Annotated in this window: 23 protein-coding genes; 11 read left to right on the top strand and 12 right to left on the bottom strand. The window is 40.9% G+C overall.

Features of this window, described 5'->3' with window-relative positions:
• The first annotated feature begins 270 nt into the window (after positions 1-270).
• Positions 271-657: a hypothetical protein gene (locus V7K30_RS30510; protein ID WP_335005803.1), complete on the top strand. Its 387-nt coding sequence runs from the start codon at positions 271-273 to the stop codon at positions 655-657.
• 70 nt (positions 658-727) lie between these two features.
• Here V7K30_RS30510 and V7K30_RS30505 read toward each other — a convergent pair whose 3' ends face one another.
• Positions 728-1,402 (bottom strand): ankyrin repeat domain-containing protein, encoded by a 675-nt coding sequence (locus tag V7K30_RS30505; protein ID WP_335005801.1) that lies wholly within the window; start codon positions 1,400-1,402, stop codon positions 728-730.
• A gap of 503 nt (positions 1,403-1,905) precedes the next feature.
• On the bottom strand, positions 1,906-3,171 hold the full coding sequence (locus V7K30_RS30500; RefSeq protein WP_335005799.1) for a lipid-A-disaccharide synthase: 1,266 nt from the start codon (positions 3,169-3,171) through the stop codon (positions 1,906-1,908).
• 102 nt (positions 3,172-3,273) lie between these two features.
• On the opposite strand from V7K30_RS30500, the gene V7K30_RS30495 reads away from it, so the two are divergent.
• The 3 genes from V7K30_RS30495 to V7K30_RS30485 all read left to right on the top strand — a co-directional run bounded on the left by V7K30_RS30495 (position 3,274) and on the right by V7K30_RS30485 (position 5,057).
• Positions 3,274-4,044, top strand: a complete 771-nt coding sequence (locus tag V7K30_RS30495; RefSeq protein WP_335005797.1) for an Rpn family recombination-promoting nuclease/putative transposase — start codon at positions 3,274-3,276, stop codon at positions 4,042-4,044.
• 1 nt (position 4,045) lies between these two features.
• A complete protein-coding gene (locus V7K30_RS30490) occupies positions 4,046-4,267 on the top strand; it encodes a hypothetical protein (RefSeq protein ID WP_335005796.1) in 222 nt (73 codons plus the stop codon).
• Between the two features lie 187 nt (positions 4,268-4,454).
• Entirely contained in the window at positions 4,455-5,057 is a 603-nt protein-coding gene (locus V7K30_RS30485; protein ID WP_335005794.1) for a hypothetical protein, read from the top strand.
• Between the two features lie 15 nt (positions 5,058-5,072).
• On the opposite strand, the gene V7K30_RS30480 is transcribed toward V7K30_RS30485, so the two are convergent.
• Together V7K30_RS30480 and V7K30_RS30475 are read right to left on the bottom strand one after the other, a co-directional pair.
• The gene (locus tag V7K30_RS30480) at positions 5,073-5,174 is read right to left on the bottom strand and encodes a DUF2283 domain-containing protein (RefSeq protein WP_335005865.1); all 102 of its coding nucleotides are present in this window, start codon (positions 5,172-5,174) and stop codon (positions 5,073-5,075) included.
• A 277-nt stretch (positions 5,175-5,451) separates the two neighbouring features.
• Positions 5,452-5,907: a hypothetical protein gene (locus V7K30_RS30475; RefSeq protein ID WP_335005792.1), complete on the bottom strand. Its 456-nt coding sequence runs from the start codon at positions 5,905-5,907 to the stop codon at positions 5,452-5,454.
• Positions 5,908-6,436: 529 nt separating this feature from the next.
• On the opposite strand from V7K30_RS30475, the gene V7K30_RS30470 reads away from it, so the two are divergent.
• The 3 genes from V7K30_RS30470 to V7K30_RS30460 are packed head-to-tail and all read left to right on the top strand — an operon-like array spanning position 6,437 to position 12,731.
• Positions 6,437-10,423 (top strand): magnesium chelatase subunit H, encoded by a 3,987-nt coding sequence (locus V7K30_RS30470; protein ID WP_335005790.1) that lies wholly within the window; start codon positions 6,437-6,439, stop codon positions 10,421-10,423.
• 58 nt (positions 10,424-10,481) lie between these two features.
• A complete protein-coding gene (locus V7K30_RS30465) occupies positions 10,482-11,879 on the top strand; it encodes a DNA cytosine methyltransferase (RefSeq protein WP_335005788.1) in 1,398 nt (465 codons plus the stop codon).
• A gap of 12 nt (positions 11,880-11,891) precedes the next feature.
• Positions 11,892-12,731, top strand: a complete 840-nt coding sequence (locus tag V7K30_RS30460; protein ID WP_335005786.1) for a TdeIII family type II restriction endonuclease — start codon at positions 11,892-11,894, stop codon at positions 12,729-12,731.
• Positions 12,732-12,798: 67 nt separating this feature from the next.
• Here the strand turns inward: V7K30_RS30460 and V7K30_RS30455 are convergent, their stop codons facing one another.
• The 5 genes from V7K30_RS30455 to V7K30_RS30435 form a co-directional block, all read right to left on the bottom strand.
• Complete coding sequence (locus V7K30_RS30455) at positions 12,799-13,398, bottom strand: hypothetical protein (RefSeq protein ID WP_335005784.1); 600 nt, start codon at positions 13,396-13,398, stop codon at positions 12,799-12,801.
• A gap of 6 nt (positions 13,399-13,404) precedes the next feature.
• Positions 13,405-13,848: a type II toxin-antitoxin system VapC family toxin gene (locus V7K30_RS30450; protein WP_335005782.1), complete on the bottom strand. Its 444-nt coding sequence runs from the start codon at positions 13,846-13,848 to the stop codon at positions 13,405-13,407.
• Positions 13,836-14,057 carry a hypothetical protein gene (locus tag V7K30_RS30445; RefSeq protein ID WP_334826188.1) on the bottom strand — a complete coding sequence of 74 codons (222 nt, stop codon included), beginning with the start codon at positions 14,055-14,057 and terminating at the stop codon, positions 13,836-13,838. The genes V7K30_RS30450 and V7K30_RS30445 overlap by 13 nt, the downstream gene beginning before the upstream one ends.
• Before the next feature lie 130 nt (positions 14,058-14,187).
• Positions 14,188-14,484, bottom strand: a complete 297-nt coding sequence (locus V7K30_RS30440) for a type II toxin-antitoxin system VapC family toxin (protein ID WP_335005780.1) — start codon at positions 14,482-14,484, stop codon at positions 14,188-14,190.
• A gap of 55 nt (positions 14,485-14,539) precedes the next feature.
• Positions 14,540-14,803 carry a hypothetical protein gene (locus V7K30_RS30435; RefSeq protein WP_335005779.1) on the bottom strand — a complete coding sequence of 88 codons (264 nt, stop codon included), beginning with the start codon at positions 14,801-14,803 and terminating at the stop codon, positions 14,540-14,542.
• A 207-nt stretch (positions 14,804-15,010) separates the two neighbouring features.
• Here V7K30_RS30435 and V7K30_RS30430 point away from each other — a divergent pair, with 207 nt between their 5' ends.
• The 3 genes from V7K30_RS30430 to V7K30_RS30420 are packed head-to-tail and all read left to right on the top strand — an operon-like array spanning position 15,011 to position 15,896.
• The gene (locus V7K30_RS30430) at positions 15,011-15,400 is read left to right on the top strand and encodes an addiction module protein (RefSeq protein WP_335005778.1); all 390 of its coding nucleotides are present in this window, start codon (positions 15,011-15,013) and stop codon (positions 15,398-15,400) included.
• On the top strand, positions 15,397-15,693 hold the full coding sequence (locus tag V7K30_RS30425; RefSeq protein ID WP_335005777.1) for a type II toxin-antitoxin system RelE/ParE family toxin: 297 nt from the start codon (positions 15,397-15,399) through the stop codon (positions 15,691-15,693). Before V7K30_RS30430 ends, V7K30_RS30425 begins: the two co-directional genes overlap by 4 nt.
• Positions 15,675-15,896, top strand: coding sequence for a hypothetical protein (locus V7K30_RS30420; RefSeq protein WP_335005775.1), 222 nt, complete (start codon positions 15,675-15,677; stop codon positions 15,894-15,896). The genes V7K30_RS30425 and V7K30_RS30420 overlap by 19 nt, the downstream gene beginning before the upstream one ends.
• Before the next feature lie 132 nt (positions 15,897-16,028).
• Here V7K30_RS30420 and V7K30_RS30415 read toward each other — a convergent pair whose 3' ends face one another.
• The 3 genes from V7K30_RS30415 to V7K30_RS30405 all read right to left on the bottom strand — a co-directional run bounded on the left by V7K30_RS30415 (position 16,029) and on the right by V7K30_RS30405 (position 19,727).
• The gene (locus V7K30_RS30415) at positions 16,029-16,334 is read right to left on the bottom strand and encodes a hypothetical protein (RefSeq protein WP_335005773.1); all 306 of its coding nucleotides are present in this window, start codon (positions 16,332-16,334) and stop codon (positions 16,029-16,031) included.
• A 287-nt stretch (positions 16,335-16,621) separates the two neighbouring features.
• The gene (locus V7K30_RS30410) at positions 16,622-18,871 is read right to left on the bottom strand and encodes a CHASE2 domain-containing protein (RefSeq protein ID WP_335005771.1); all 2,250 of its coding nucleotides are present in this window, start codon (positions 18,869-18,871) and stop codon (positions 16,622-16,624) included.
• 97 nt (positions 18,872-18,968) lie between these two features.
• Positions 18,969-19,727 carry a DUF928 domain-containing protein gene (locus V7K30_RS30405; protein ID WP_335005769.1) on the bottom strand — a complete coding sequence of 253 codons (759 nt, stop codon included), beginning with the start codon at positions 19,725-19,727 and terminating at the stop codon, positions 18,969-18,971.
• A gap of 174 nt (positions 19,728-19,901) precedes the next feature.
• Here V7K30_RS30405 and aroA point away from each other — a divergent pair, with 174 nt between their 5' ends.
• Complete coding sequence (gene aroA, locus V7K30_RS30400) at positions 19,902-21,182, top strand: 3-phosphoshikimate 1-carboxyvinyltransferase (RefSeq protein ID WP_335005767.1); 1,281 nt, start codon at positions 19,902-19,904, stop codon at positions 21,180-21,182.
• The last annotated feature ends 568 nt before the right edge of the window (positions 21,183-21,750 follow it).

Below are 21,750 nucleotides of genomic sequence, written 5' to 3'. Positions count from 1 at the left end.
CTCAAAAATAACACACTGCAACCTTATACAATTGAAATGTCTGACGCTGCCCACGAACTAATTGCAGGTGTGGAATTAGAGGATGAGTCATTAGAAGATGGCTAATGTTGTCAGTAATGGGTGGGGAGTTTACTTTCATCCACAACTATTTGGTACTGAAGTTGTCAACTAGTTGAAATCTTGTTAACCTTTATGCTTAAAATTGCACAAGAGGTTTGTTTAGCATCTACTGACAGCTAAAGTTAACCCTTTGTAGGACTCACCCAAGCAATGCTAACTGAAATTTTGCCTTTTTCCTTTGAGTTAGACACGATCGCGATCGCCGGAGCGAGTTTGTGGTCATTGGCGCTATATCTAGGTTTTTCAGGAGTCAGTGAATGGGTAATCAAGCAACTCAACCGCTGGTTTAACTTTGCGGAGCGATCGCTTTACACCAGCCAGACAGAGTTTGAAAAGACTCGTAAAGCCAGAGAATCCCAAAACGCTTTCTATGCCTCATTATTTAGCATCGGGCCTTTTTTGGTAGTTGGTGCTTTATGTAACTGGGGTGTAGAACTCAGTTTAGGGCCTAGTTGGGGAATCAGCTTAGGTATACTTGCGTGTATTAGTTGTGGCATTTTTGAACTAGGACGACGCAATGGCGAATCTTCGGATTAAGTGCTGGCCGATTAGAAGTTTACCAAGATTGTTCGAGAAGGTTTTTAAGGGTGGCTTGATATCATAATACCTATTCTTGTCCTCCATAGCTTTTCAGTAGCCTAATCATTTCTTGAAAATTGATTGATTTTGCATAAGCAAGAGGAGTTTTGCCATTACGATCTTTAGCATTTATATTTGCACCCTTAGATATCAAAAATTCAGATGTTTCTAAAATATCTTTTAAATAAATACGTGCCTTACCTTCTTTAGTATTAGTTTGCGCTTTATAGTGTAGTGCAGTTAAACCTTTATCGTTTGTTGCATTAATATTTGCGCCTTTTGCAATGAGAAGTGCAGCAATATCTTTTTTATATGCAAAATCAAGTGGTCTTAAGCCCTCATCACTCACATTGTTAACATCTGCGTTCATGGAAATTAGTAATTCGACGTATACTTTACAACCAAATCCAACTGCTGTATGCAATAAAGGAAATGGCGAACCCCAAGCACCTGGGGCATATTTAGGTATCGGCTCATTAATCATCTGAGGATATTTTTGAACATCTTTAAATAAAGACTCTATTATTTCCTTCTCTCGACATGTTTCTCTTCTTACAGGAGGAATTAATATTAATACCTTTTCTTCTTTGATAATTTCTTTTTTTGTAGCTTGCTGTTTTGCATAACTTAAATTATTACTATATTCAGCAATTTTTTTCTGAGCCATCACATAATTTTCGCTATTATCTGGTATAGTTCTCATCAAATTTATTGCTTCTTGCCATTTACTATAAACTAAATTCCAATCATCTTTAGATACAGATGATTGACTTATAGTAGTAGCGCTAGTAGCTGTATCTAGTGCATCTTGAAAAGTATTTTTAGGCGATTATGATGAAATTTTAGAATTATTTAGAGGCGGAGATGATTCAGCGTTTGGCGAGGAAATGGGTGATTGTACTGTTAATTGCACTTTTTCTGGTGATGAACACCCAGCTAAAAGAGTTACCAATAAAATACTTGTATAAGCGGGTACTACAAAAAATCGCATAAAGATAATTGTATTTAAAGTATATATTTATTACTTTCTATAATTCCCAACCTAAAGCGTAAAACAACACGGCTATACCTTTTCGATTTTTTGATTGGTTTAGCATCCATCGTGACGTGTTTGTTGCTTATAAAGCCAGTTTGGGCTACATTTGGGCTTAATTTTTGTCTTAGTCCCACTATTCAAAATTCAAATTAAATTCTGCCGATGTGTTCCTACTTCTCAATTTCCTCACCAACAATCTGTGCTATCTTCCGGGCTGCACCGCTTTCACCGCGAATATTACGGAGTTTAGCGCGGATATTATCCAATCTTTCTGGATGCGCCAAAAAGTCTAAAACCATTTCCCCAACTTCTTGCGGTTGAAGTTTACCCATAAGTTCTGGCACTATCTCTTCCTGTGCCCAGATATTTGGCCATGCTAATAAACCTTTGCGTCTGACAAATCTCAGGAATAACCAATTAATCACCTTAGCAAAAGGTGTACCGACTCCTGGCAGATTTGCCAACAACCCAGGCAAACCATCCCAAGAACGCATCGCGTCAAGTTGCTGAGTTGGTAGCAAAACAATCATTGGTACTCCTAAAGCACCGAGTTCGGCAGTGTTTGCCCCCACTGTAGTCAAGCAGATGCAGCACTGGGATAATAAATCATATGCAGGGTTTTCTTGCCACAGTTCCACAGTTAAGCCCGTTGTTGTTTTGAGCAATGCCTTGCTTTTAGCATCCTCCGGGACAATTAAAGAAGCACTGCCAAAGCTAAAGATTTCAGCAATAGAGTTCTTTTGGGGATCAGCAAAACTAGCTAAAGTTTGTAAATCCAAAGTTGGGGCTACAGGAATTACAAATTTGGTTTGTGGTTTTTTTGCGTGGATGTATTCGGCGATCGCTAAACATAATGGCACACCTTGAGCTAATTTTGCCGCCTTTGACCCAGGTAAAATGCCTATTAGTTCGGTCATTTGTCCTTTGTCCTTTCCTAAAGACGAATGACTACTAGCTTCTACCATCAAATCTCCGACAACGGTGAATTTGTGAGCATATTTCTGGGGGACACGGGCAGCAACTTGAGCTTTCATGACGCCAAAGCGATCAATCCAGTTATACCAACGGGCTTCCCATTCCGCGTAAACCACTGTACGATATCCCAGCTTTTTGCCTATAACTACGGGGAAAATTTGATCGCCACCGAGGAAAACAACTACACCGCAACTTTTCCAGTCCCAATTATCAAATGTTTTACCCCAAAGCAAAAATTGCCAAAAATGCTCTGCTCCTTGAACTCTATCTACTTCTGGGTAAGAAAGTGCGATCGCGGCTTCTTTACCACTGGCATTTGAGCAAGGCGATAATACCACAGAAATCCTCACTACAGAACGGTCATCCCCTAGTTCTTGCCGCAACGCCTTCACTACTGGGCGCACCCAGGTTGTTACCTCACCTGGGCCATTTGATAAGATGAGAATATCTACTTTAGTCATTAGTTAATGGTTAAGAGTTAGGGGTCATTAGTCAAGAGGCAAATATTACTTAATTCGTTCCTAATTTATAGAGGCACAACATTAATGATATAATTGCGCACTATGTTCGATAATGTCTGCAAATTTCTCGCAGAGTCCTTTTCAGCCGACTTTGCAAGATGGCTACTCGGTGAACCAATTACACTTACCGAACTTAGTCCATCTGAATTATCCCTCGAACCCATCCGGGCCGACGCACTAATTTTATTGCAGTCGGATGAGGTTGTTCTCCATCTTGAATTCCAAACTGTACCCAAAGCTGATATTCCCTTTCGCATGAGTGATTATCGTTTGCGGGTGTATCGAAAATTTCCCCATAAACGAATGCGTCAGGTAGTGATTTACCTCAAACCAAGCGATTCTGAGCTAGTTTATCAAACGGAATTTGTTCTAGAAAATAGCCTGCACAGATTTGAAGTAATTCGACTTTGGGAACAGCCAACTGAAATATTTTTCAATTCTCCAGGTTTGCTACCGTTTGCAGCGTTAAGTCAAACTGAAGATAAAACGCGAACTTTAGAAGAAGTTGCCCAAGTTATTGAAGCACTAAAGGACACTCGAATCCGCAGTAATATTGCTGCATCAACAGCAGTATTAGCTGGGCTAGTATTAGATAAACAGTTGATTAAAAGAATTTTGCGGAGTGATATTATGCGCGAATCTGTGATTTATCAAGATATTTTGCAAGAAGGGCTTGAACAAAAAGCTCAAGAAATTGCCATCAAAATGATTAACAAAGGTATCGATATTGAAACAATAGTAGATGTGACAGGTTTAACTATTGAACAAGTTCAACAATTACAGGCTAAAACTCTCACTAATCAAGCCGAGTGATATGATGCGCGAATCTGTGATTTATCAAGATATTTTCCAAGAAGGGTTTGCACAAGGATTAAAACAGGCGCTTGCACAACGTATTGAACAAAAAGTTCTAGGAATGTCCATCAAAATGATTAACAAAGGTATCGATATTGAAACAATAGTAGATGTCACAGGTTTAACTATTGAACAAGTTCAACAATTACACGCTAAAACTCTTGGTAATCAATCCAAGTGATATCATGCGCGAATCTGTGATTGCTCTAGATATTTTGCAAGAAGGGCTTGCACAAAAAGCTCAATAAATTGCAGTAAATATGCTCAATGAAGGAGTAGCGATCGCTCTTGTTGATCCCATTCCCAACAAAACAGGTATAAACGCGATAGGATCAGTACTCATAGATTAATATTTAATCATATTGATAATGTCTTATAGCGATTTCTCGCTTTCAAAAGTCAAACGCGACTTTAACTTAACTACGGTTGAAAATGGACGGTTTTTACCCGAAACGCAGTCTATAGAACCTAGTCTTTATCTCAAAGAAGCATTAAACGAAGGACTACCGCTAGCAACAGCGACTGGTTCAGAAAAAGCTCGCTCAGAGTTAATTATTAGTCCTATCCTCGTAGAAGTTCGGAAAATTCTCGAACGCAAAGTCAGCTTTTTTTCGGGTGAAGATTTTACCGTTGCATCGGATTTAGGCTTAAGTGGAGTGTGTGATTTTTTAATTAGCCGCTCACCCGAACAAATATTTATTGAAGCTCCTGTCATCGTGATTATAGAAGCGAAAAAAGGTGATTTAAAACCGGGTTTAGGGCAATGTGCAGCAGAAATGATTGCCGCACAAAAATTCAATGAAATCAATAATATACCAATTAAGATAATTTATGGCGGCGTCAGCAGTGGTACGGCTTGGCGATTTTTGAAATTAGATGGGCAAACACTGAGTATTGATTTGAATGATTATCCCGTTCCCCCTGTGGAAATATTATTGGGAATGTTGGTTTGGATGGTGCGCGAAGGTTGAAGAATAATGCAGAATTCAGAATATCGAATACTCTAGGGAACGTGGATTATCGATTCTTTTGGAAGCGTCTAATATTTCTAGCCCGATAATATTTCCATCTTCGTCGTAATCTAAAATTACCCCTGGCTTTTCTTCGTCACATCTTCTATGGGTACATTAATCAATATAATTCTTAATATATTTACTTCTGGGTCATAGATAATTTTCATATTTTTCAATCTTACTGGTTTTACTGGCAACACGGCTACCAAAAGCATCGTAGATATACTTCTGCTGGTAAGTACCAGAAGCAGAAGAACTAGTCACCCCAATCGACCGATTTTCCCCGTCATTAATCCAATCATAGTTAATTGTCTAGCTGCCATCAGCACGTTGCTTGATTAAACCATTATTGCTATAGATTAAATTGCTTTTTAAATTCTTCTATGGAAATTGTCAAATCATTTTTAACAATTTCCTTTTCATTAAGTGAATGACCATACTTTAACATAAATAATTTTACTTCCTTCCAAATATCTTCAATGAGTTCCAACCGTGTAATTTCATCAATTTCCTCCTTTTTTACGCTAGTTAGTATCAATTTACTAGCTCCTTTTTTAACTAAAAAAAACTGAAAAGAGCTACCAACTCCCACAAAATGATATGTATTTTTAATTGGATTAATTAAAAATAAACGAACACCATCAAGAAGATCGCATAAAGATATAAAAACCATCATCGAATGATTTATATTTGATAGTTTTGAGGATATGATTCCATATCTTCCTTGAACAGTAAGATGACCTCTGCTGTAACTATCAATTTTTTCTTCAAATTCAATTTGTTCTAGTTCTATTTTAAAAATTAGCATATCAGAATCCAGAATCAATTAGTGGAGGATTCAGCCGAAAGTTAAGCCAGTTGCTTGGGCAGGTTTTGAACAGGGTATTGAACAAAAAGCTCAAGATAAGAACGATCCGAAGAAGATTTTGAAACAATTAGAAGCTAAACTTTATTCTTAGTTAAGAAATATAGTAATTAGGCGATTTCTACCACGAGCTACGCCTACGCATTTCGCCAAACATACCAATTTTACAGCCTGCACAAGCGGGTTTTGTTTTGTCATTACAACACTATATTTATATAACTATTTAACGATTAAATAAATATTACAAAAAATTTACAAATAGGTGAGCAAATACTTTTATACACAGTAAATAATTACAAAGAAATATTTCGTTTTTTATATCAATTTGTGTCAGATACAGGATAAAATGCCCAGTGGGCAAGCGTTTTCTGATAAAAAACACATATTGCCGAAAAATAACGAAGTCAACTGTGGCTGATCATGCCGCTATGAACTTCGAGTCGAGAACACGCATCAAAGGAGCCGAAGAAGCATGTTCACACACGTCAAGTCCACCATTAGACACATTGCGCCAGATAACTTACGCGGACGTAATTTAATCAAGGTGGTCTATGTCGTGCTAGAGTCCCAGTACCAGAGTGCTTTGTCGCAAGCGGTTCGCACGATTAACGCGAACAATCCCGACTTGGCGATTGAAATCAGTGGGTACTTGATTGAGGAACTCCGCGACCCAGAGAACTATGAGGAGTTCAAACGAGAAATTGAGAGTGCGAATATCTTCATCGCTTCCCTCATTTTCATTGAAGACTTAGCACAGAAAGTAGTAGCAGCAGTAGAACCACACCGCGATCGCCTGGATGTTTCCGTTGTCTTTCCCTCGATGCCAGAAGTAATGCGCCTGAGTAAAATGGGCAGCTTTTCTCTGGCACAATTGGGTCAGTCAAAAAGTGCGATCGCGCAATTCATGCGGAAACGCAAAGAAAAATCCGGTGCGGGATTCCAAGATGGAATGCTGAAGCTTTTGCGAACCCTGCCGCAAGTGCTGAAGTTTTTACCAATGGAAAAAGCCCAGGATGCCCGAAATTTCATGCTCAGTTTTCAGTATTGGCTAGGTGGTTCTCCAGAAAATCTGGAAAACTTCTTGCTGATGCTAGCTGATAAATACGTATTTAAAGGTTTAGAGAAACAAAATTTTGCACCTTCTACATATCAGCAGCCGGTGGTTTATCCCGATTTAGGGATTTGGCATCCTTTGGCTCCCAGTATGTTTGAGGATGTCAGAGAGTACCTCAACTGGTATACATCTCGTAAGGATATCTCTAACGATCTCAAAGATCCCTTAGCTCCTTGTGTTGGGTTGGTATTGCAACGCACTCACCTAGTTACAGGCGATGATGCCCATTATGTAGCAATGGTGCAGGAGTTGGAAGCATTAGGCGCACGGGTATTACCTGTGTTTGCTGGTGGCTTGGATTTCTCCAAACCTGTTGAAGCCTACTTCTACGAACCAAATACCAACACCCAGTTAGTAGATGCAGTGATCTCGCTGACTGGTTTTGCTTTAGTGGGTGGACCAGCCAGACAAGATCATCCCAAAGCAATTGAATCACTCAAACGCTTAAACCGTCCTTACATGGTGGCGTTACCCTTAGTTTTCCAAACCACAGAAGAGTGGATGGATAGCGATTTAGGGTTACATCCGATTCAAGTAGCTTTGCAAATTGCGATTCCCGAATTGGATGGGGCAATTGAGCCGATTGTATTATCAGGTAGGGATGGGACTACAGGGAAAGCGATCGCATTGCGCGATCGGGTTGAAACTGTGGCCGAACGTGCCTTAAAATGGGCTAACCTCCGTCGCAAGCCGAAGCTGGATAAAAAAGTCGCCATCACCGTTTTTAGCTTCCCGCCAGATAAAGGCAACGTCGGAACCGCCGCTTACTTGGATGTATTCGGCTCAATCTACGAGGTGATGAAAGCCCTCAAAAATAACGGCTACGACTTACCAGAATTGCCAGAATCAGCCGAAGCGCTGCTGCAAGAAGTCATCCACGACGCCCAAGCGCAGTACAACAGCCCAGAACTCAACGTTGCTTACAAAATGTCGGTTCCTGAGTATGAGGCGCTGACCCCTTACTCTCAACGTTTAGAAGAAAACTGGGGACCACCTCCGGGACATCTCAACAGCGATGGGCAAAACTTGCTGATTTATGGTAAGCAATTTGGTAATGTCTTCATCGGTGTCCAACCCACATTTGGTTACGAAGGCGATCCGATGCGGCTGTTGTTCTCCCGTTCAGCTAGTCCTCACCACGGTTTTGCTGCTTACTACACGTACCTAGAGCAAGTTTGGAAAGCTGATGCAGTACTGCACTTTGGTACTCACGGTTCCTTGGAATTCATGCCAGGTAAACAGATGGGGATGTCTGGTGATTGTTATCCAGACAACTTAATTGGTTCAATTCCCAACTTGTATTACTACGCAGCCAATAATCCGAGTGAAGCGACAATTGCCAAACGTCGGAGTTATGCCGAAACAATTTCCTACTTGACACCTCCGGCAGAAAATGCTGGTTTGTATAAAGGTTTGAAGGAACTCAGCGAATTAATCGCTTCTTACCAAACCTTGAAAGATAGTGGACGCGGTGTTTCCATTGTCAACAGCATCATGGATAAATGCCGGATCGTGAATCTGGATAAGGATATTAATCTGCCAGAAACCGATGCCAGAGAGATGAGTGCCGACGATCGCGATAATATTGTTGGCAACGTCTACCGCAAGTTGATGGAAATTGAGTCCCGGTTGTTGCCTTGTGGTTTGCACGTCATTGGTAAACCCCCAAGTGCAGAAGAGGCGATCGCAACTCTGGTGAACATTGCTAGTCTAGATCGTCAGGAAGAAGGACTTCAAGGCTTACCGGGAATTATCGCCAATAGCATTGGGCGTAATATTGACGATATTTACCAAAGTAATGACAGAGGCATTTTAGAAGATGTCCAGTTATTGCAAGATATCACCTTGGCAACCCGTGCAGCAGTTACCGCCCTTGTCCAAGAGCAAATAGACGCGGAAGGACGAGTTTCTCTGGTTTCCCGGTTGAATTTCTTCAACATGGGCAAAAAAGAACCTTGGGTAGAAGCATTGCATAAAGCAGGTTATCCCAAAGTTGATACAGCCACACTCAAACCCCTATTTGAGTATTTGGAATTCTGCCTGCAACAAGTTTGTGCCGACAACGAACTAGGAGCATTACTCAGAGGCTTGGAAGGTGAATACATCCTACCCGGCCCTGGTGGCGATCCCATCCGCAACCCGGATGTATTGCCCACAGGTAAGAATATCCATGCCCTCGATCCCCAATCCATCCCAACAACAGCAGCAGTCCAATCAGCCAAAATCGTCGTAGATCGGCTTTTGATCCGTAACAAGGCAGAAAACGAAGGAAAATGGCCAGAAACCATCGCCTGCGTCCTCTGGGGAACCGATAACATCAAAACTTACGGCGAATCCCTAGCGCAAATTATGTGGATGGTGGGCGTGCGTCCAGTTCCCGATGCCTTGGGACGGGTGAACAAGTTGGAATTGATATCTTTAGAAGAGTTGGGACGCCCCAGAATAGATGTGGTAATCAACTGTTCTGGTGTATTCCGCGATTTGTTCATCAACCAAATGAACCTGCTAGACCAAGGGGTGAAAATGGCAGCCGAGGCAGATGAACCCTTAGATATGAACTTTGTTCGCAAACACGCTTTGCAGCAAGCTGAAGAAATGGGGATTAATCTGCGTCAAGCAGCGACTCGTGTTTTCTCCAATGCTTCTGGTTCCTACTCGTCAAATATCAACTTGGCGGTAGAAAACAGCACTTGGGATAGCGAAGCCGAGTTGCAGGAAATGTATCTCAACCGGAAATCCTTCTCCTTCAATTCTGATAACCCCGGAATTATGGACGAATCGCGCGGGATTTTTGAAAGTACATTGAAAACTGCTGATGCAACTTTCCAAAATCTCGATTCTTCGGAGATTAGCTTAACGGACGTTTCCCACTACTTTGATTCCGATCCCACCAAACTAGTTGCAAGTCTGCGGGGTGATGGTAAAAAACCAGCATCTTATATTGCAGATACCACCACAGCTAACGCGCAAGTGCGGACATTATCAGAAACCGTGCGCTTGGATGCTCGTACCAAATTGTTAAATCCCAAGTGGTACGAGGGGATGCTGTCTCACGGTTACGAAGGTGTGCGCGAACTCTCCAAGCGGTTGGTGAATACAACAGGTTGGAGTGCGACAGCTGGCGCTGTGGATAACTGGATTTACGAGGATACTAACGAAACCTTCATCAAAGATGAAGAAATGCAGAAACGGTTGCTGAACCTTAATCCCCATTCTTTCCGCAAGATTGTATCAACTTTGTTGGAAGTGAATGGACGCGGTTATTGGGAGACTAGCGAGGACAATTTGGATCGTCTACGCGAGTTGTACCAAGAAGTTGAAGACCGAATTGAAGGGATAGACTAGTACTAGTTGGGCAGGCAAGATGCCTGCCTAAATTTGCTATTTTATTTATGAATCCGGCATGATCAAAAAGAAACACATCGAAACAGGTGTTTATGCTCAACAACTAGAATTATTTCAGTTATTTGAACCTGTAAATGTTATAAGTTCTCAATCAAAATTTACATTTATAGATTTATTCGCTGGCATAGGTGGATTTAGAATCCCTCTGCAAGAGTTAGGAGGAATATGTCTAGGCTATTCGGAAATTGATAAAGAAGCTATTAAAGTTTACCAAAATAACTTTATTCGTGATGCCAATGCTAACGAAGCATATTTAGGAGATATTACTAATTTAAATAAGCTCCCATTTGAGATAGATTTGCTAGTCGGGGGTGTTCCTTGTCAACCTTGGTCAATCGCTGGGAAATTACAAGGCTTAGACGACCCCAGAGGTAAGCTATGGATTGATGTTTTTAGAGTGGTAAAAGCTAACCAACCGAAAGCATTTATATTTGAAAATGTTAAAGGTTTAACAGAGCCAAGAAATAGAAAAAGCCTGGAATATATACTTAATAATTTAACAGTATGTGGTTATGTAGTAAAATACCAGGTGCTTAATTCCTACGATTTTGGTTTACCTCAAGATAGAGACAGGATATTTATTGTTGGAATTAGAAATGATATTGAAAAATGCTGGGCTTTTACGTTTCCTAACTCTTTAAATAAACAGCTAAAGCTTTATGAAGTAATTGCTGGTATTCAACATAGTAATTTTGCCAAAAAAAGATTTTCACCAGAAACTTTATTTCCTGATGGTAAAATTCCAGCTTCTAGAGGCAGATTTCAAAAAATAGATGAATTAAATGATTTTTTCACTTTTGCTGATATCAGAGATGGACATACTACTATTCATTCTTGGGACTTAATAGAAACAACTTTAAGAGAAAAGTTCATTTGTAAAACTATATTGAGAAATAGAAGAAAGAAAATTTATGGACTTAAAGATGGTAATCCTTTAGAATTTAAAATATTACAAGCTCTCATTCCTAGTTTACAGATTGAAGAAATAAATATTTTAGTAGCCAAAGAAATTTTACATCTTGTCGAGGGTAAAGGCTATGAATTTGTTAATTCTAAAATTTCTTCAGGAATTAATGGCATTTCTAAAATATTCTTGCCTCATGCTGAGGCTATTGCAACTTTAACAGCAACTGGAACTAGAGACTTTATTGCAACTATATCTATAGAATGTCAGGAGCCAGAAGCATATAAGCAAATTTTTATTCAAGAAATTTATGTCAAAAAGAACTATAAACATTTAACAGCCACAGATTACGCTAGATTACAAGGATTTCCAGAAACTTTTAAAATCGCTGAGAGTGAGAGTACAGCCAAGCATCAATTTGGGAATGCGGTTTCTGTTCCTGTCGTTTACCATTTAGCAAAAGCTTTGTTAAAAATAATCCCCATAGATTAAATAAATTTAAATATGGCAGCTATTAGTTCAAACACTCGTGCAGTAATTAAAGGTTATTTAGAAGGATTTATTAAAGCTCTTGTAGATGAGTATAAAGGGCGTAAAATTTTAAAGCCAGATAATGCAGCAGAGTATTTATCAAGATTCTCATCTAATGGAGAATTAAAACCATTTCAAGCAGCACTAATTCCACCAGAATTAATACGTATCAACCAATTTGAAAGAGGTTTGAGTACAAAGCTAGGTAATTCTTTTGAAGAATGCGCTCGCTTAATTGCTCTAGAACATCATCAAGATGTACGTCGAGGTTATGATATTAAATCGGAAGTAAGTCTTGCTGCTTTTGCACAAGCTGAACTTCAAAAACAAAATTACGAATCGGCTGCTAAAAAAGAACAAGCAAAGCCATCTTTTGAACAGATGATAACAGCAGTTATTAATGCTTGTCGTAGTGATGATTTAGAAATAAAGGTTGTTCGCGCTGATCTTTATATTCTGGCGAAAGACGGCACAGAATTTTTATTTGAAATCAAAGCTCCTAAACCAAACAAAGGACAATGTTTAGAAGTCTTGCAACGTCTGCTTAGATTTCATTTATTGCGCGGTGTAAATCGTCCTCAATTACAAGCTTACTATGCTATGCCTTATAATCCATACGGTGTCACCAAAGCTGATTATAAATGGACACAGGCAAAAAGCTATTTACCTTTTGAAGAGGCTGTAATTATCGGAAATGAATTTTGGAATATTGTAGGGGGAGCAACTGCTTATGAAGAATTATTAGAAATCTATCTGGAAGTGGGGCGGGATAAAAGTAAATATATGTTGGATGCTTTAGCTTTTGGGTTTTAAGAGTTATTTAACAAACACAACCAGAAATATAATAACAGGCGATGTCTAACGACAAGCCGCTACGCATCTACCCATTGTTTTTGAGATTTTCTGTAATGCGATCGCTTTTGGGAGTATGCGAAGTGCGTAGGCGTAGTCCGTCGTAGACATCGCTTATTTTGAGGTTTTCTGCAAGGCGATCACACTCACTCTTCCATAACAGGCGATAGCATTGTTTTTGAGGTTGTCTGCAAGGCGATCGCTCTTGGGAATGTGCGAAGTGCGATAGCTGTGTTGTTGAGGTTTTCTGCAAGGCGATTGCTTTTGGGAATATACGAAGTGCGATCGCACTTACTCTTCCCCAACACGCGATCGCATTTGCTATTTCGGCGACTACATTTGCTACTTCGGCGACTACATTTGCTACTTCGGCGACAGCATTTGTTATTTCAGCGATCGCTCTTGGAAATGTGCGAAGTGCGATCTTCGTAGCTTGCTGTAGGTATCGCTCTGTTTTTGAAGTTTTCTGCAAAGCGATCGCACTCATTCTCGAACAACAAGCGATCGCCTTATTCTTGAGGTTTTCTGCAAGGCGATCGCTGACTCTGGAACAACAGGCGATCGCTTTGTTTTTGAGGTTTTCTGAAAGGCGATACCTTCGGTAAGCTACGAAGATCGCAACATACAAAAAGACTCAAACTATTAATCTATCTAACACTAATACTGATAACGCTGGTAAAGACGGCAACCGCGCATCATTTGTCAAGAAAAATGATGCACCTCCACGAATAGCAGTAGCCATCTGAATAGCATCTGGGGTTCTTAAGTTATAATCTGCCCTCAATTGTGCCGCATTTTCAGCGATGTCGGGAAAAACTTCCATAGTAGTCAAACCTTGGGAATTGAGCAGAATGTCACGATATTGTTGAGCTAATACTGTGTTTCCTTGTCGCAAGGGATAGACTAACACTTCCGTGATAGTCAAAACTGATGTTACAACGCTAAACTCACCACGAAACATAGCTTCAAAAAAAGCACCTGTAACATTCAAATAATTAGGATTTTCTTCAATAAAGTAAATCAGTGGAGCAGTATCCAAACCCACAATTTGCCCCTGTAGCTGGACTAGCCATTCCATGAATCACGTTCCTGATTAACGTATTCTTGAGCATCAACGCCATTCCAGATTTCTTTACCTAACCCACGTAATTCGAGGATGCTACGCTTTGGCTTAGGTGTCATAGTCACCTGTTGACGAATTAAGCTTGACAAGTCTTCAATTAAGCGTATTTGCTCTTCAGGAGTTAGGCTTTGAGCTTGCAGTAGTACTTCTTGATAATTAGACATAAAATTTACACTTCCACTTGTCTGGATTCTAAGTCAAATATGAACAGACAGACTGCGTTTATTTTCTTCATGGAAAAATCTCAAAGCTATTGCAGTGCTTAGGTCGAAATAATCTAAAATCTCGCTAGATCTAAGGTAAATAAAATATTTTTTTAATACCATAGCGTTCAGCTATAGCCATAACACTTGCATCTACAAAATCAATCCGACTATCTGCATACTCATCCAATATTTCTGCCACACGAATTACATCTTGGTCTGTCAAAGCTACCAATCTAAATCGACTTGCAGATAGCCCTTGTAAAAAAGCTACTACCGTCGCTACACCTGCATTACGTCCGACCAAATAAGCTAACTCCGCCAATACTGTTTGTGGCAACAGAATTTGTTTTTGTTCTATATATACTGTTGTGACAATACTGTGCATAAAACTGAACGGTTTAACAATGCTACAACAAAACCCGTATCAGCCACCACTGAGGTTATTTCCACGTCCAACCAGATTTTTCAGTAATTTCCTGCTGGAGAATATCTTCAGAATTTGTAGCAAAATCAGGTGTTCCTGCAAATAAGCCAATTAATGGGTCAGATCCATAGTTATCAACTGGTTCTACCAATTGGGTTTCGAGATACAGTCTAACAGCTTCACTAACAATTGATTCAGGAGATTCTCCTCCTTGACTAGCCACATTTATTACTTTTTCAAGTAAAGTCTGTTCTGGTTTCCAGTTAAATGTAGAATCCACAAGATAACTTCTCTCTGATTAGTAACAAATGACATTCTAACAAATAACGTTTGATACTCGTTATCATACTTTTTTGTTTTAATTCAAATATACACACAGCACTTGCTTTTCCATAAAAGGCGATGTTTAACGACAAGCCCGGAGCTTTCGGAGTCTCGCCTGGGCGCTATGCGTCTACGCTTTATTTTTGAGGTTTTCTGAAAGGCGATGCCAACTCTTGGAGAGGCTACGCCAACGCCTACGCTTTTGGGAATGTGTGAAGTTTTTAGACGGTCGGATTGTCAATTGCAGCAGTTCAATTTGATAGCCAAAATCTTCTCCGTTATATTTGAGGTGTATCAGTCGCTTACTTTTTCCTCCAAATTAATCAGCATGGATATCACAGCTACCTTGAACGAAATTGCAACTCTGAGTGTTGAAGATAGAATCCGTATTGTGCAGGCAATTTGGGATAGCATCGCAGCAGAGAAAGTTTACCCTGATTTAACCGACGCACAGAAGCAAGAGCTTGATCGTCGAATAGCTGATTACGATTCAAATCCAGACAATGTGCTGACTTGGGAGGAAATCAAAGCATCAATTAAGGGACAGCAATGAATTATGTCCTGGTATTTCGCCCAGAAGTTCAAGAAGAACTCAATGAAGCGTACAGTTGGTATGAGAGCCAGAAACCTGGTCTGGGCAACGAGTTTTTGGACTGTGTAGACGAGACGGTGAATCTAATTTGCCAGATGCCAGAATCCTATGCAGTTGCCTACCGTGATATTCGACGAGCATTAGTACGACGATTTCCCTATGCTGTGTACTATCGAATTGTTTCGAGTCGAGTGATTATCACAGCAATTTTTCATGGTCGCAGAGATCCAAAATCGTGGCAGACGCGAACCTAATACTGCAATGCAGTGGACAGATAAAAGCCCCTATGCGTCTACGCTTTGTTTTTGAGGTGGCGATGTCTAACGACAAGCCCAGAGCTAACGGAAACGTCTCCGGCTCCGCGTTATGCGTCTACGCTGTGTTGTTGAGATTTTCTGAAAGGCGATCGCTTTTGGGAATGTGCGAAGTGCGATCGCACTCAATACGGTTCGGTTAAGCTCTAAGCGGTATTGAGAATAGAAAAAGATTGGTAAATCAAAAAAGCAACTCTTGCCTTGGGCGCAGTAGTTCAAATAAAAATCCCTGCCACAGTAGACAGGGATAGTAATTTTTAGCTAGGGCTTGTCTGCTAACTAACAAAATCTTTGTGGGCAGCGACAAGCATCTGAGCCTGCCTTAAAACGTTTCCGAATAAATAAATAGGAATCTGCCAAGCAGCAACGGTAACTTCTTTGACTATATCCTGTACACTAATTGCGATTAATTCATGCTCTGGTGGCTCTCCTTCAACTGTACCAGACCAAGTAAAAGCTAATAAGAAATCATCATCTCCAGGCAAGGAGCCAATCAAACATTCTTCTGGTGTGGGCTGACAAATAATTCCATGATCATTTGCAAGTTCCACTAGTCTTTGAAAGTTGTTTAGGTGCGTCATTTGTCCTTTGGATGTAATTTAATCTCAGTTTTAGAAGAAATCATATTTTTATCTCCATAACTCAAGTTAGTTGCTCTATACCTTAAATTACGAATTGTTAATTATTCGGTCAGAGTTAGGAGTTATTGGAGTTGGATCAGGCTTAAGTCCAAAATCTTACCGCGATCGCTTGGTTCTATCAGCAACAATTGCTACTGTTTTAAAAAAAGCTAGACTACCTACTTTTTGGGTTGACCGTATTTACATCCACCTCCCTTCGTTACCATTTCAATATTGATCCCCTAATCTCACCCAGGCTGACGGAGTGCATTGAGAAATGCGTAGACGCCTAGCGACTTGTCGTCAGACATCGCTTTTGGGGGAACAGCTGTAAACCGAAGCAGAAAAAGATGCTCGTCAACATTAGATTGTTGGATCACCTTGGCATAGATATGTTCTTCTTCTGTTGCTAGTCCTGGTTGAATTAATAACTTGAGTTTGAGATTACTCAAGAGTTCTAAAGAGTGTGGTGAGCGCAATTGCGCCCCTTTTTCTGAGAGGCTAATCAATGCTCCTAGAAATACTGTTCCCACGACATGTTTCCCCTGCAAAATACTGTATTCTACAGGGACTTCTTGATTAAGAATGACCATTTTTTCATCATCTTTAGGCAAGAATAAATTATATTGACCGCCAATGCCACGAATTTCACAAATTGTCACAAGGTGTTTCATTCCCTTAGGTTCTATTTGTAGTTGTCCAGCAATTTGGAGGTCAATATTGGCATCTTTCCAGGTATTTTCGGAAATTAAAATCTGTCCTCCTACGGTATAAGACTCAATTCGGGCAGCCAAATTCACATGACTGCCAATAACTGTATATTGAGCGCGTTTTTGAGAACCGACATTTCCCGCCACGGCTTCGCCTGTATTAATTCCAATTCCCATTTCGAGGATTGGGAAATTCATTTGTTGATTTTGTTTGTTCACTTGCTGCATTGCCAATTGCATCGCAATAGCACAGGCGAGCGCTCGTTGAGAATCATCTTTACGACTAATTGGCGCACCAAATATCACAAAAATCCCATCACCCATAAACTCATTAATCGTGCCTTTATACTGGTTAATCACATCCGTCATTGCTCCCAGATAAAGATTCAAAATCTTTACTACTTCTTCAGGTGGCAATTGTTCGGAAATAGCCGAGAATCCTCTTAAATCAGACACGAGAACCGTAACTTTTCGGCGTTCTCCCCCCAGCTTTAACCCAGAAGGAGTTTCCAGGATATTGGCGACGATTTCATCAGTTAGATAGCGACCGAGGGTTTTTCGCATCTCGGTAGCGCTTTGGGCAATATACTGAGTGAGTGCGATCGCAGAACCTGCAAATGCCAACAATGAAGGGACAACGGGAATCCACCAACCAGCCAAAAACGCCAGAAAACTACCACCAATTAACCCGCCACCCACAAGACTTACACTAATAGCCATGAGGGTTTTCTGGTTGCTACTGTGGCGTTGGTGCCAGCACAAGCTAGCACCAATAATTGACCAAATCAAAATTAATAGCCATTCTGCCGGCTCAGGTAAAGACTTGATTAACGGACGACCTTGCATTGCTGCACTTAAAATTTGACTAATCAAATTAGCATGAATTGTCACACCCGCCATCCGTTCCGGGTCAGTAAAGACATTACTGCTGTAAGGCGTATAGAATAAATCCTTCAAACTCTCAGCAGTAGCACCAATTAATACCACTTTGTCTCGCATTAAGTCTCGTGGGATGAGGTTATCTTGCACTCCGGTGAGAGAGACTTTAGTAAACTGCTGTATCCGCCCTCGATAGTTCAACAGCACTTGATAACTCCCCGCGTCTGCTCGGACATAACCCCCATCATTAGCTTCAAAAATCGGGAAAATACCCCGATTTAACTGCAAGTAATTGGAGTTAGTTGCTGCTGGCTTCGCGGTAATACCTTCAGGTTTCAAGTACAACAATGCCAGTTTTAAGGCAAAGCTTTCCAGAATCTCGTCATTATTTAAATTTACGTATAATAATGCTCGCCGAATTTTGCCATCCCCATCTATGGGTAAATCGTTTGACCCAATTTGATGAAGTTGCTTCAGTTCTGGAGACGAATCAACCGCCGAACTATCAATAGTATCGGAGACTTTTTGTACTCCAATCAAATTGGGAGTAGACTTAAACACCTTAAGCAAGTCTTGATGACCGGGATTGACGGGTAAATCACGATAAATATCTAAACCAATTGCTCTGGGTTGCTGCTGTTTTATTTTCTTTAACAAACTGGCAAGTGTTCCATCAGACATAGGCCACTGACCCTGCTTGCGGATATCTGCCTCATTAATCTCAACTATGACGATGCGGGTATCAGGCGACTCTCGTGGACGGACGAGAAAAAATTGATCTAGTGCCGCCAATTCCAACAATTGCAGTAATCCAGTCAAGCGTATTGCAATCACCAGGGCTGTAATATTGGGAACAGCGAGTAAAACACCTCGCCATTGCCAGATTTGCGGTTTCAGCTTTGCCCACATAATATTTAGTGCTGAGTGCTGAGTGCTGAGTTAGGAGTTAGGAGTTAGGAGTTAGGAGTTAAGAGTTTAGAATTCTCCCAATGTCCAATGCCCTTTTTTAATTTGGTGCTGAATTCTTAGATGTGCAACAATCAATCAATGGTTCTGAAGCGATCGCACTCAAACCTACTGACTTGAAAAATTGTCTCCAATCCAGCCTCGCTTTGAAATTATTCGGCTCAGTCTGGCGTAGCTTCACCAAACTTGTCAGCGCTTCATGCCAAATCCCAGCTTCTGCATACATGGTGGGCAACTTGTACAAATTTGCCTTTGCTAACGCCTCCGACAAGGGTAATCCTGGTTGAGTGCGTTCCACCCAACCATCTACAGTCGGATTTTCGCTGGAGTCTTGAGCATCACAAACAATTGTTAGATACCAGTGATAAGTTTTACCTACAGCGAGTGCAGGGGCACTTTCAGGAAGTTTGAAGCTAATAATTCCGGGTTTATTGGGAAGTGTAAAAGATGTTTCATAAAATACATTCTGGTCTTCAGCTAGCAGCATAAACTTGGCTGTTTTGACTTGAGATGGAGGTACATACCAGAAAAATGTTGGACGTTGAGCAAATGTCAGCCCTAATTTATCTGGAGGTATTAAGGGAATTATGAGTTTTTTCCTTGTTAGGCAAGAGCCACCACGGGTAGAACCACCAGCACTTGCGGGAGGTTTTCCCCGCTGTGGTGGCTTAAATGTCTGACTAATTTGCCAAGTTTTATGGGAATGGTATGACTGAGCCTGTACCTGTACTGTCAAAGCAGAAACCAAATACAAAGGTAAGAAAAAGGCTACATATAGAGATGGTTTAATCCATTTCATATTGATAATGCCTGGGTTCTAGATTAGTCAGGTGAATAAATAGAGTATTCCCAAAAGCAGAGTCAGATTTTTCACTCAACTACGAATTACGAATTACGAATTGTTATCTGCCCCTTTTAGTCACAATATGGCAATATATAAAGTTGTAGCTGACCGCCCACATAGAGGTTGAACGTGGATACCATTGCAATTCCTGCTCTAAATCGGCCAGTGGATGCCACGGTAGAAATTCCCGGTTCTAAAAGTCTTACCAATCGGGCCTTGCTTGTCGCTGCTTTGGCGCAAGGTGACTCTATTTTAGAAAATGCCTTATTTAGTGAAGACAGCGAGTATTTTGCCAAATGCGTAGAGCAATTGGGCATTTCCATTACGCTGAATCCTCATCTGGCTGAAATCCAAGTGGCGGGAAGAGGAGGCGACATTCCAGCTAAACAGGCAGATTTATTTGTGGGTTTGGCAGGTACAGCAGCACGGTTTATTTCGGCGCTGGTGGCACTGGGAAACGGCGAATATCGGCTAGATGGCGTTCCCCGAATGCGAGAACGACCGATGGGTGACATGCTGACGGTGCTGGAAGCGGGCGGAGCAACCATTAACTTTGAGGGAAACTCCGGATTTATGCCCTACACCCTCTATAGTCGGCAATTCGCTGGCGGAAATTTTCGGTTGAAAGCGAACCAAACAAGTCAGCAACTTTCGGCATTGCTGATGATTGCGCCTTATGCTCAACAAGATACGAGCATTGAGGTTGAGGGTACACTAGTTTCTCAATCTTACGTCAAAATGACCTGTCGTCTGATGGCAGATTTTGGCGTGAAGGTGATTCAAATCGGCGATAATCAATTTCAGATTAAAGCGAGTCAACGTTACCAAGCTCGACATTACACAATAGAACCCGATGCGTCAAATGCCTCTTACTTTTTTGCCGCCGCCGCTGTCACAGGTGGACGGGTGCGCGTCAAACATTTGACTAAACAATCCTGTCAGGGTGATATTCTGTGGCTGGATGTTTTAGAACAGATGGGTTGCCAGATTAAGGATTCGGATGATTACACCGAAGTGACGGGGCCGAAGCAATTGCAAGGCATCGACATTGATATGAATGATATATCAGATTTGGTGCAAACATTAGCTGCGATCGCGCCTTTTGCCAGTTCACCTGTTACCATCCGCAATGTGGAACATATTCGATATAAGGAAACCGATCGGATTAAAGCTGTTGTCACAGAGTTACGTCGGCTAGGAGTTAAGGTTGAAGAATTTGCAGATAGACTGAAAATTGAGCCTAGCCCTATTACCCCAGCGGCGATTGAAACCTATCACGATCATCGAATGGCGATGGCTTTTGCTGTCACTGGCTTGAAGGTTCCAGGAATTGTGATTAAAGATCCTGGCTGTACAGCGAAAACCTTTCCAGATTACTTTACCCGATTCTTCCAAATGTTAGAACAATAGGAAGAGAATATCAAAGTATTCTCGTAGGGTGTGTTATGCCGGAGGCTAACGCACCAACTCTTTTTAACTTTCAAAGCAGCGCTACCAACCTTCAAGGATAGGGCTGAAACTCCTGAAACTGGATGCGTAACAATCACTCCAAAACTTTTAATAAGCTGAGAAACATCTAATTTGTATAACCAAATTAGATGTTTCTCTTGTGGGGTGGTCATCTTGCCCGCCCTAATTATGCAAGTTAAATGTGGAACAGCTTATCATGTCCGCTTGATTACTTATAAAACCCGAAGAACCCCACCCCGCCAAAGCTACGCTTTGTCTCCCCTCCTCGCCTGCGGGGAGGGGTTGGGGGTGGGGTTCTTTTATTATGGGTAATTTGACGGACATGATATTAGTTATCGCCTAAGTCTTTCATTAGGAAACATAAATTCGATTTTATTTTTACCTCTAATTAAAGTTTGCTTAAACTGATCATTCTAAAATATGGTGACTCCAATGACTTGGAGACTTATCTTTTTATCTTAAAAAGGTAAAAATCATTGATTCTGATTACTGTTGTAATCAGTGATGA

Origin of the sequence: Nostoc sp. (genome assembly GCF_036917655.1) — a bacterium.
Classification (GTDB): Bacteria; Cyanobacteriota; Cyanobacteriia; order Cyanobacteriales; family Nostocaceae; genus Nostoc.
This window is presented reverse-complemented; position numbering and strand designations above follow the sequence as displayed.

Excerpts from the sequence above, each read along its gene's own strand:
- V7K30_RS30510 (WP_335005803.1), top strand. The coding sequence starts at position 271 with ATGCTAACTGAAATTTTGCCTTTTTCCTTTGAGTTAGACACGATCGCG.
- V7K30_RS30505 (WP_335005801.1), bottom strand. The coding sequence starts at position 1,402 with ATGAGAACTATACCAGATAATAGCGAAAATTATGTGATGGCTCAGAAA.
- V7K30_RS30500 (WP_335005799.1), bottom strand. The coding sequence starts at position 3,171 with ATGACTAAAGTAGATATTCTCATCTTATCAAATGGCCCAGGTGAGGTA.
- V7K30_RS30495 (WP_335005797.1), top strand. The coding sequence starts at position 3,274 with ATGTTCGATAATGTCTGCAAATTTCTCGCAGAGTCCTTTTCAGCCGAC.
- V7K30_RS30490 (WP_335005796.1), top strand. The coding sequence starts at position 4,046 with ATGATGCGCGAATCTGTGATTTATCAAGATATTTTCCAAGAAGGGTTT.
- V7K30_RS30485 (WP_335005794.1), top strand. The coding sequence starts at position 4,455 with ATGTCTTATAGCGATTTCTCGCTTTCAAAAGTCAAACGCGACTTTAAC.
- V7K30_RS30475 (WP_335005792.1), bottom strand. The coding sequence starts at position 5,907 with ATGCTAATTTTTAAAATAGAACTAGAACAAATTGAATTTGAAGAAAAA.
- V7K30_RS30470 (WP_335005790.1), top strand. The coding sequence starts at position 6,437 with ATGTTCACACACGTCAAGTCCACCATTAGACACATTGCGCCAGATAAC.
- V7K30_RS30465 (WP_335005788.1), top strand. The coding sequence starts at position 10,482 with ATGATCAAAAAGAAACACATCGAAACAGGTGTTTATGCTCAACAACTA.
- V7K30_RS30460 (WP_335005786.1), top strand. The coding sequence starts at position 11,892 with ATGGCAGCTATTAGTTCAAACACTCGTGCAGTAATTAAAGGTTATTTA.
- V7K30_RS30450 (WP_335005782.1), bottom strand. The coding sequence starts at position 13,848 with ATGGAATGGCTAGTCCAGCTACAGGGGCAAATTGTGGGTTTGGATACT.
- V7K30_RS30445 (WP_334826188.1), bottom strand. The coding sequence starts at position 14,057 with ATGTCTAATTATCAAGAAGTACTACTGCAAGCTCAAAGCCTAACTCCT.
- V7K30_RS30440 (WP_335005780.1), bottom strand. The coding sequence starts at position 14,484 with ATGCACAGTATTGTCACAACAGTATATATAGAACAAAAACAAATTCTG.
- V7K30_RS30430 (WP_335005778.1), top strand. The coding sequence starts at position 15,011 with ATGCCAACTCTTGGAGAGGCTACGCCAACGCCTACGCTTTTGGGAATG.
- V7K30_RS30425 (WP_335005777.1), top strand. The coding sequence starts at position 15,397 with ATGAATTATGTCCTGGTATTTCGCCCAGAAGTTCAAGAAGAACTCAAT.
- V7K30_RS30415 (WP_335005773.1), bottom strand. The coding sequence starts at position 16,334 with ATGACGCACCTAAACAACTTTCAAAGACTAGTGGAACTTGCAAATGAT.
- V7K30_RS30410 (WP_335005771.1), bottom strand. The coding sequence starts at position 18,871 with ATGTGGGCAAAGCTGAAACCGCAAATCTGGCAATGGCGAGGTGTTTTA.
- V7K30_RS30405 (WP_335005769.1), bottom strand. The coding sequence starts at position 19,727 with ATGAAATGGATTAAACCATCTCTATATGTAGCCTTTTTCTTACCTTTG.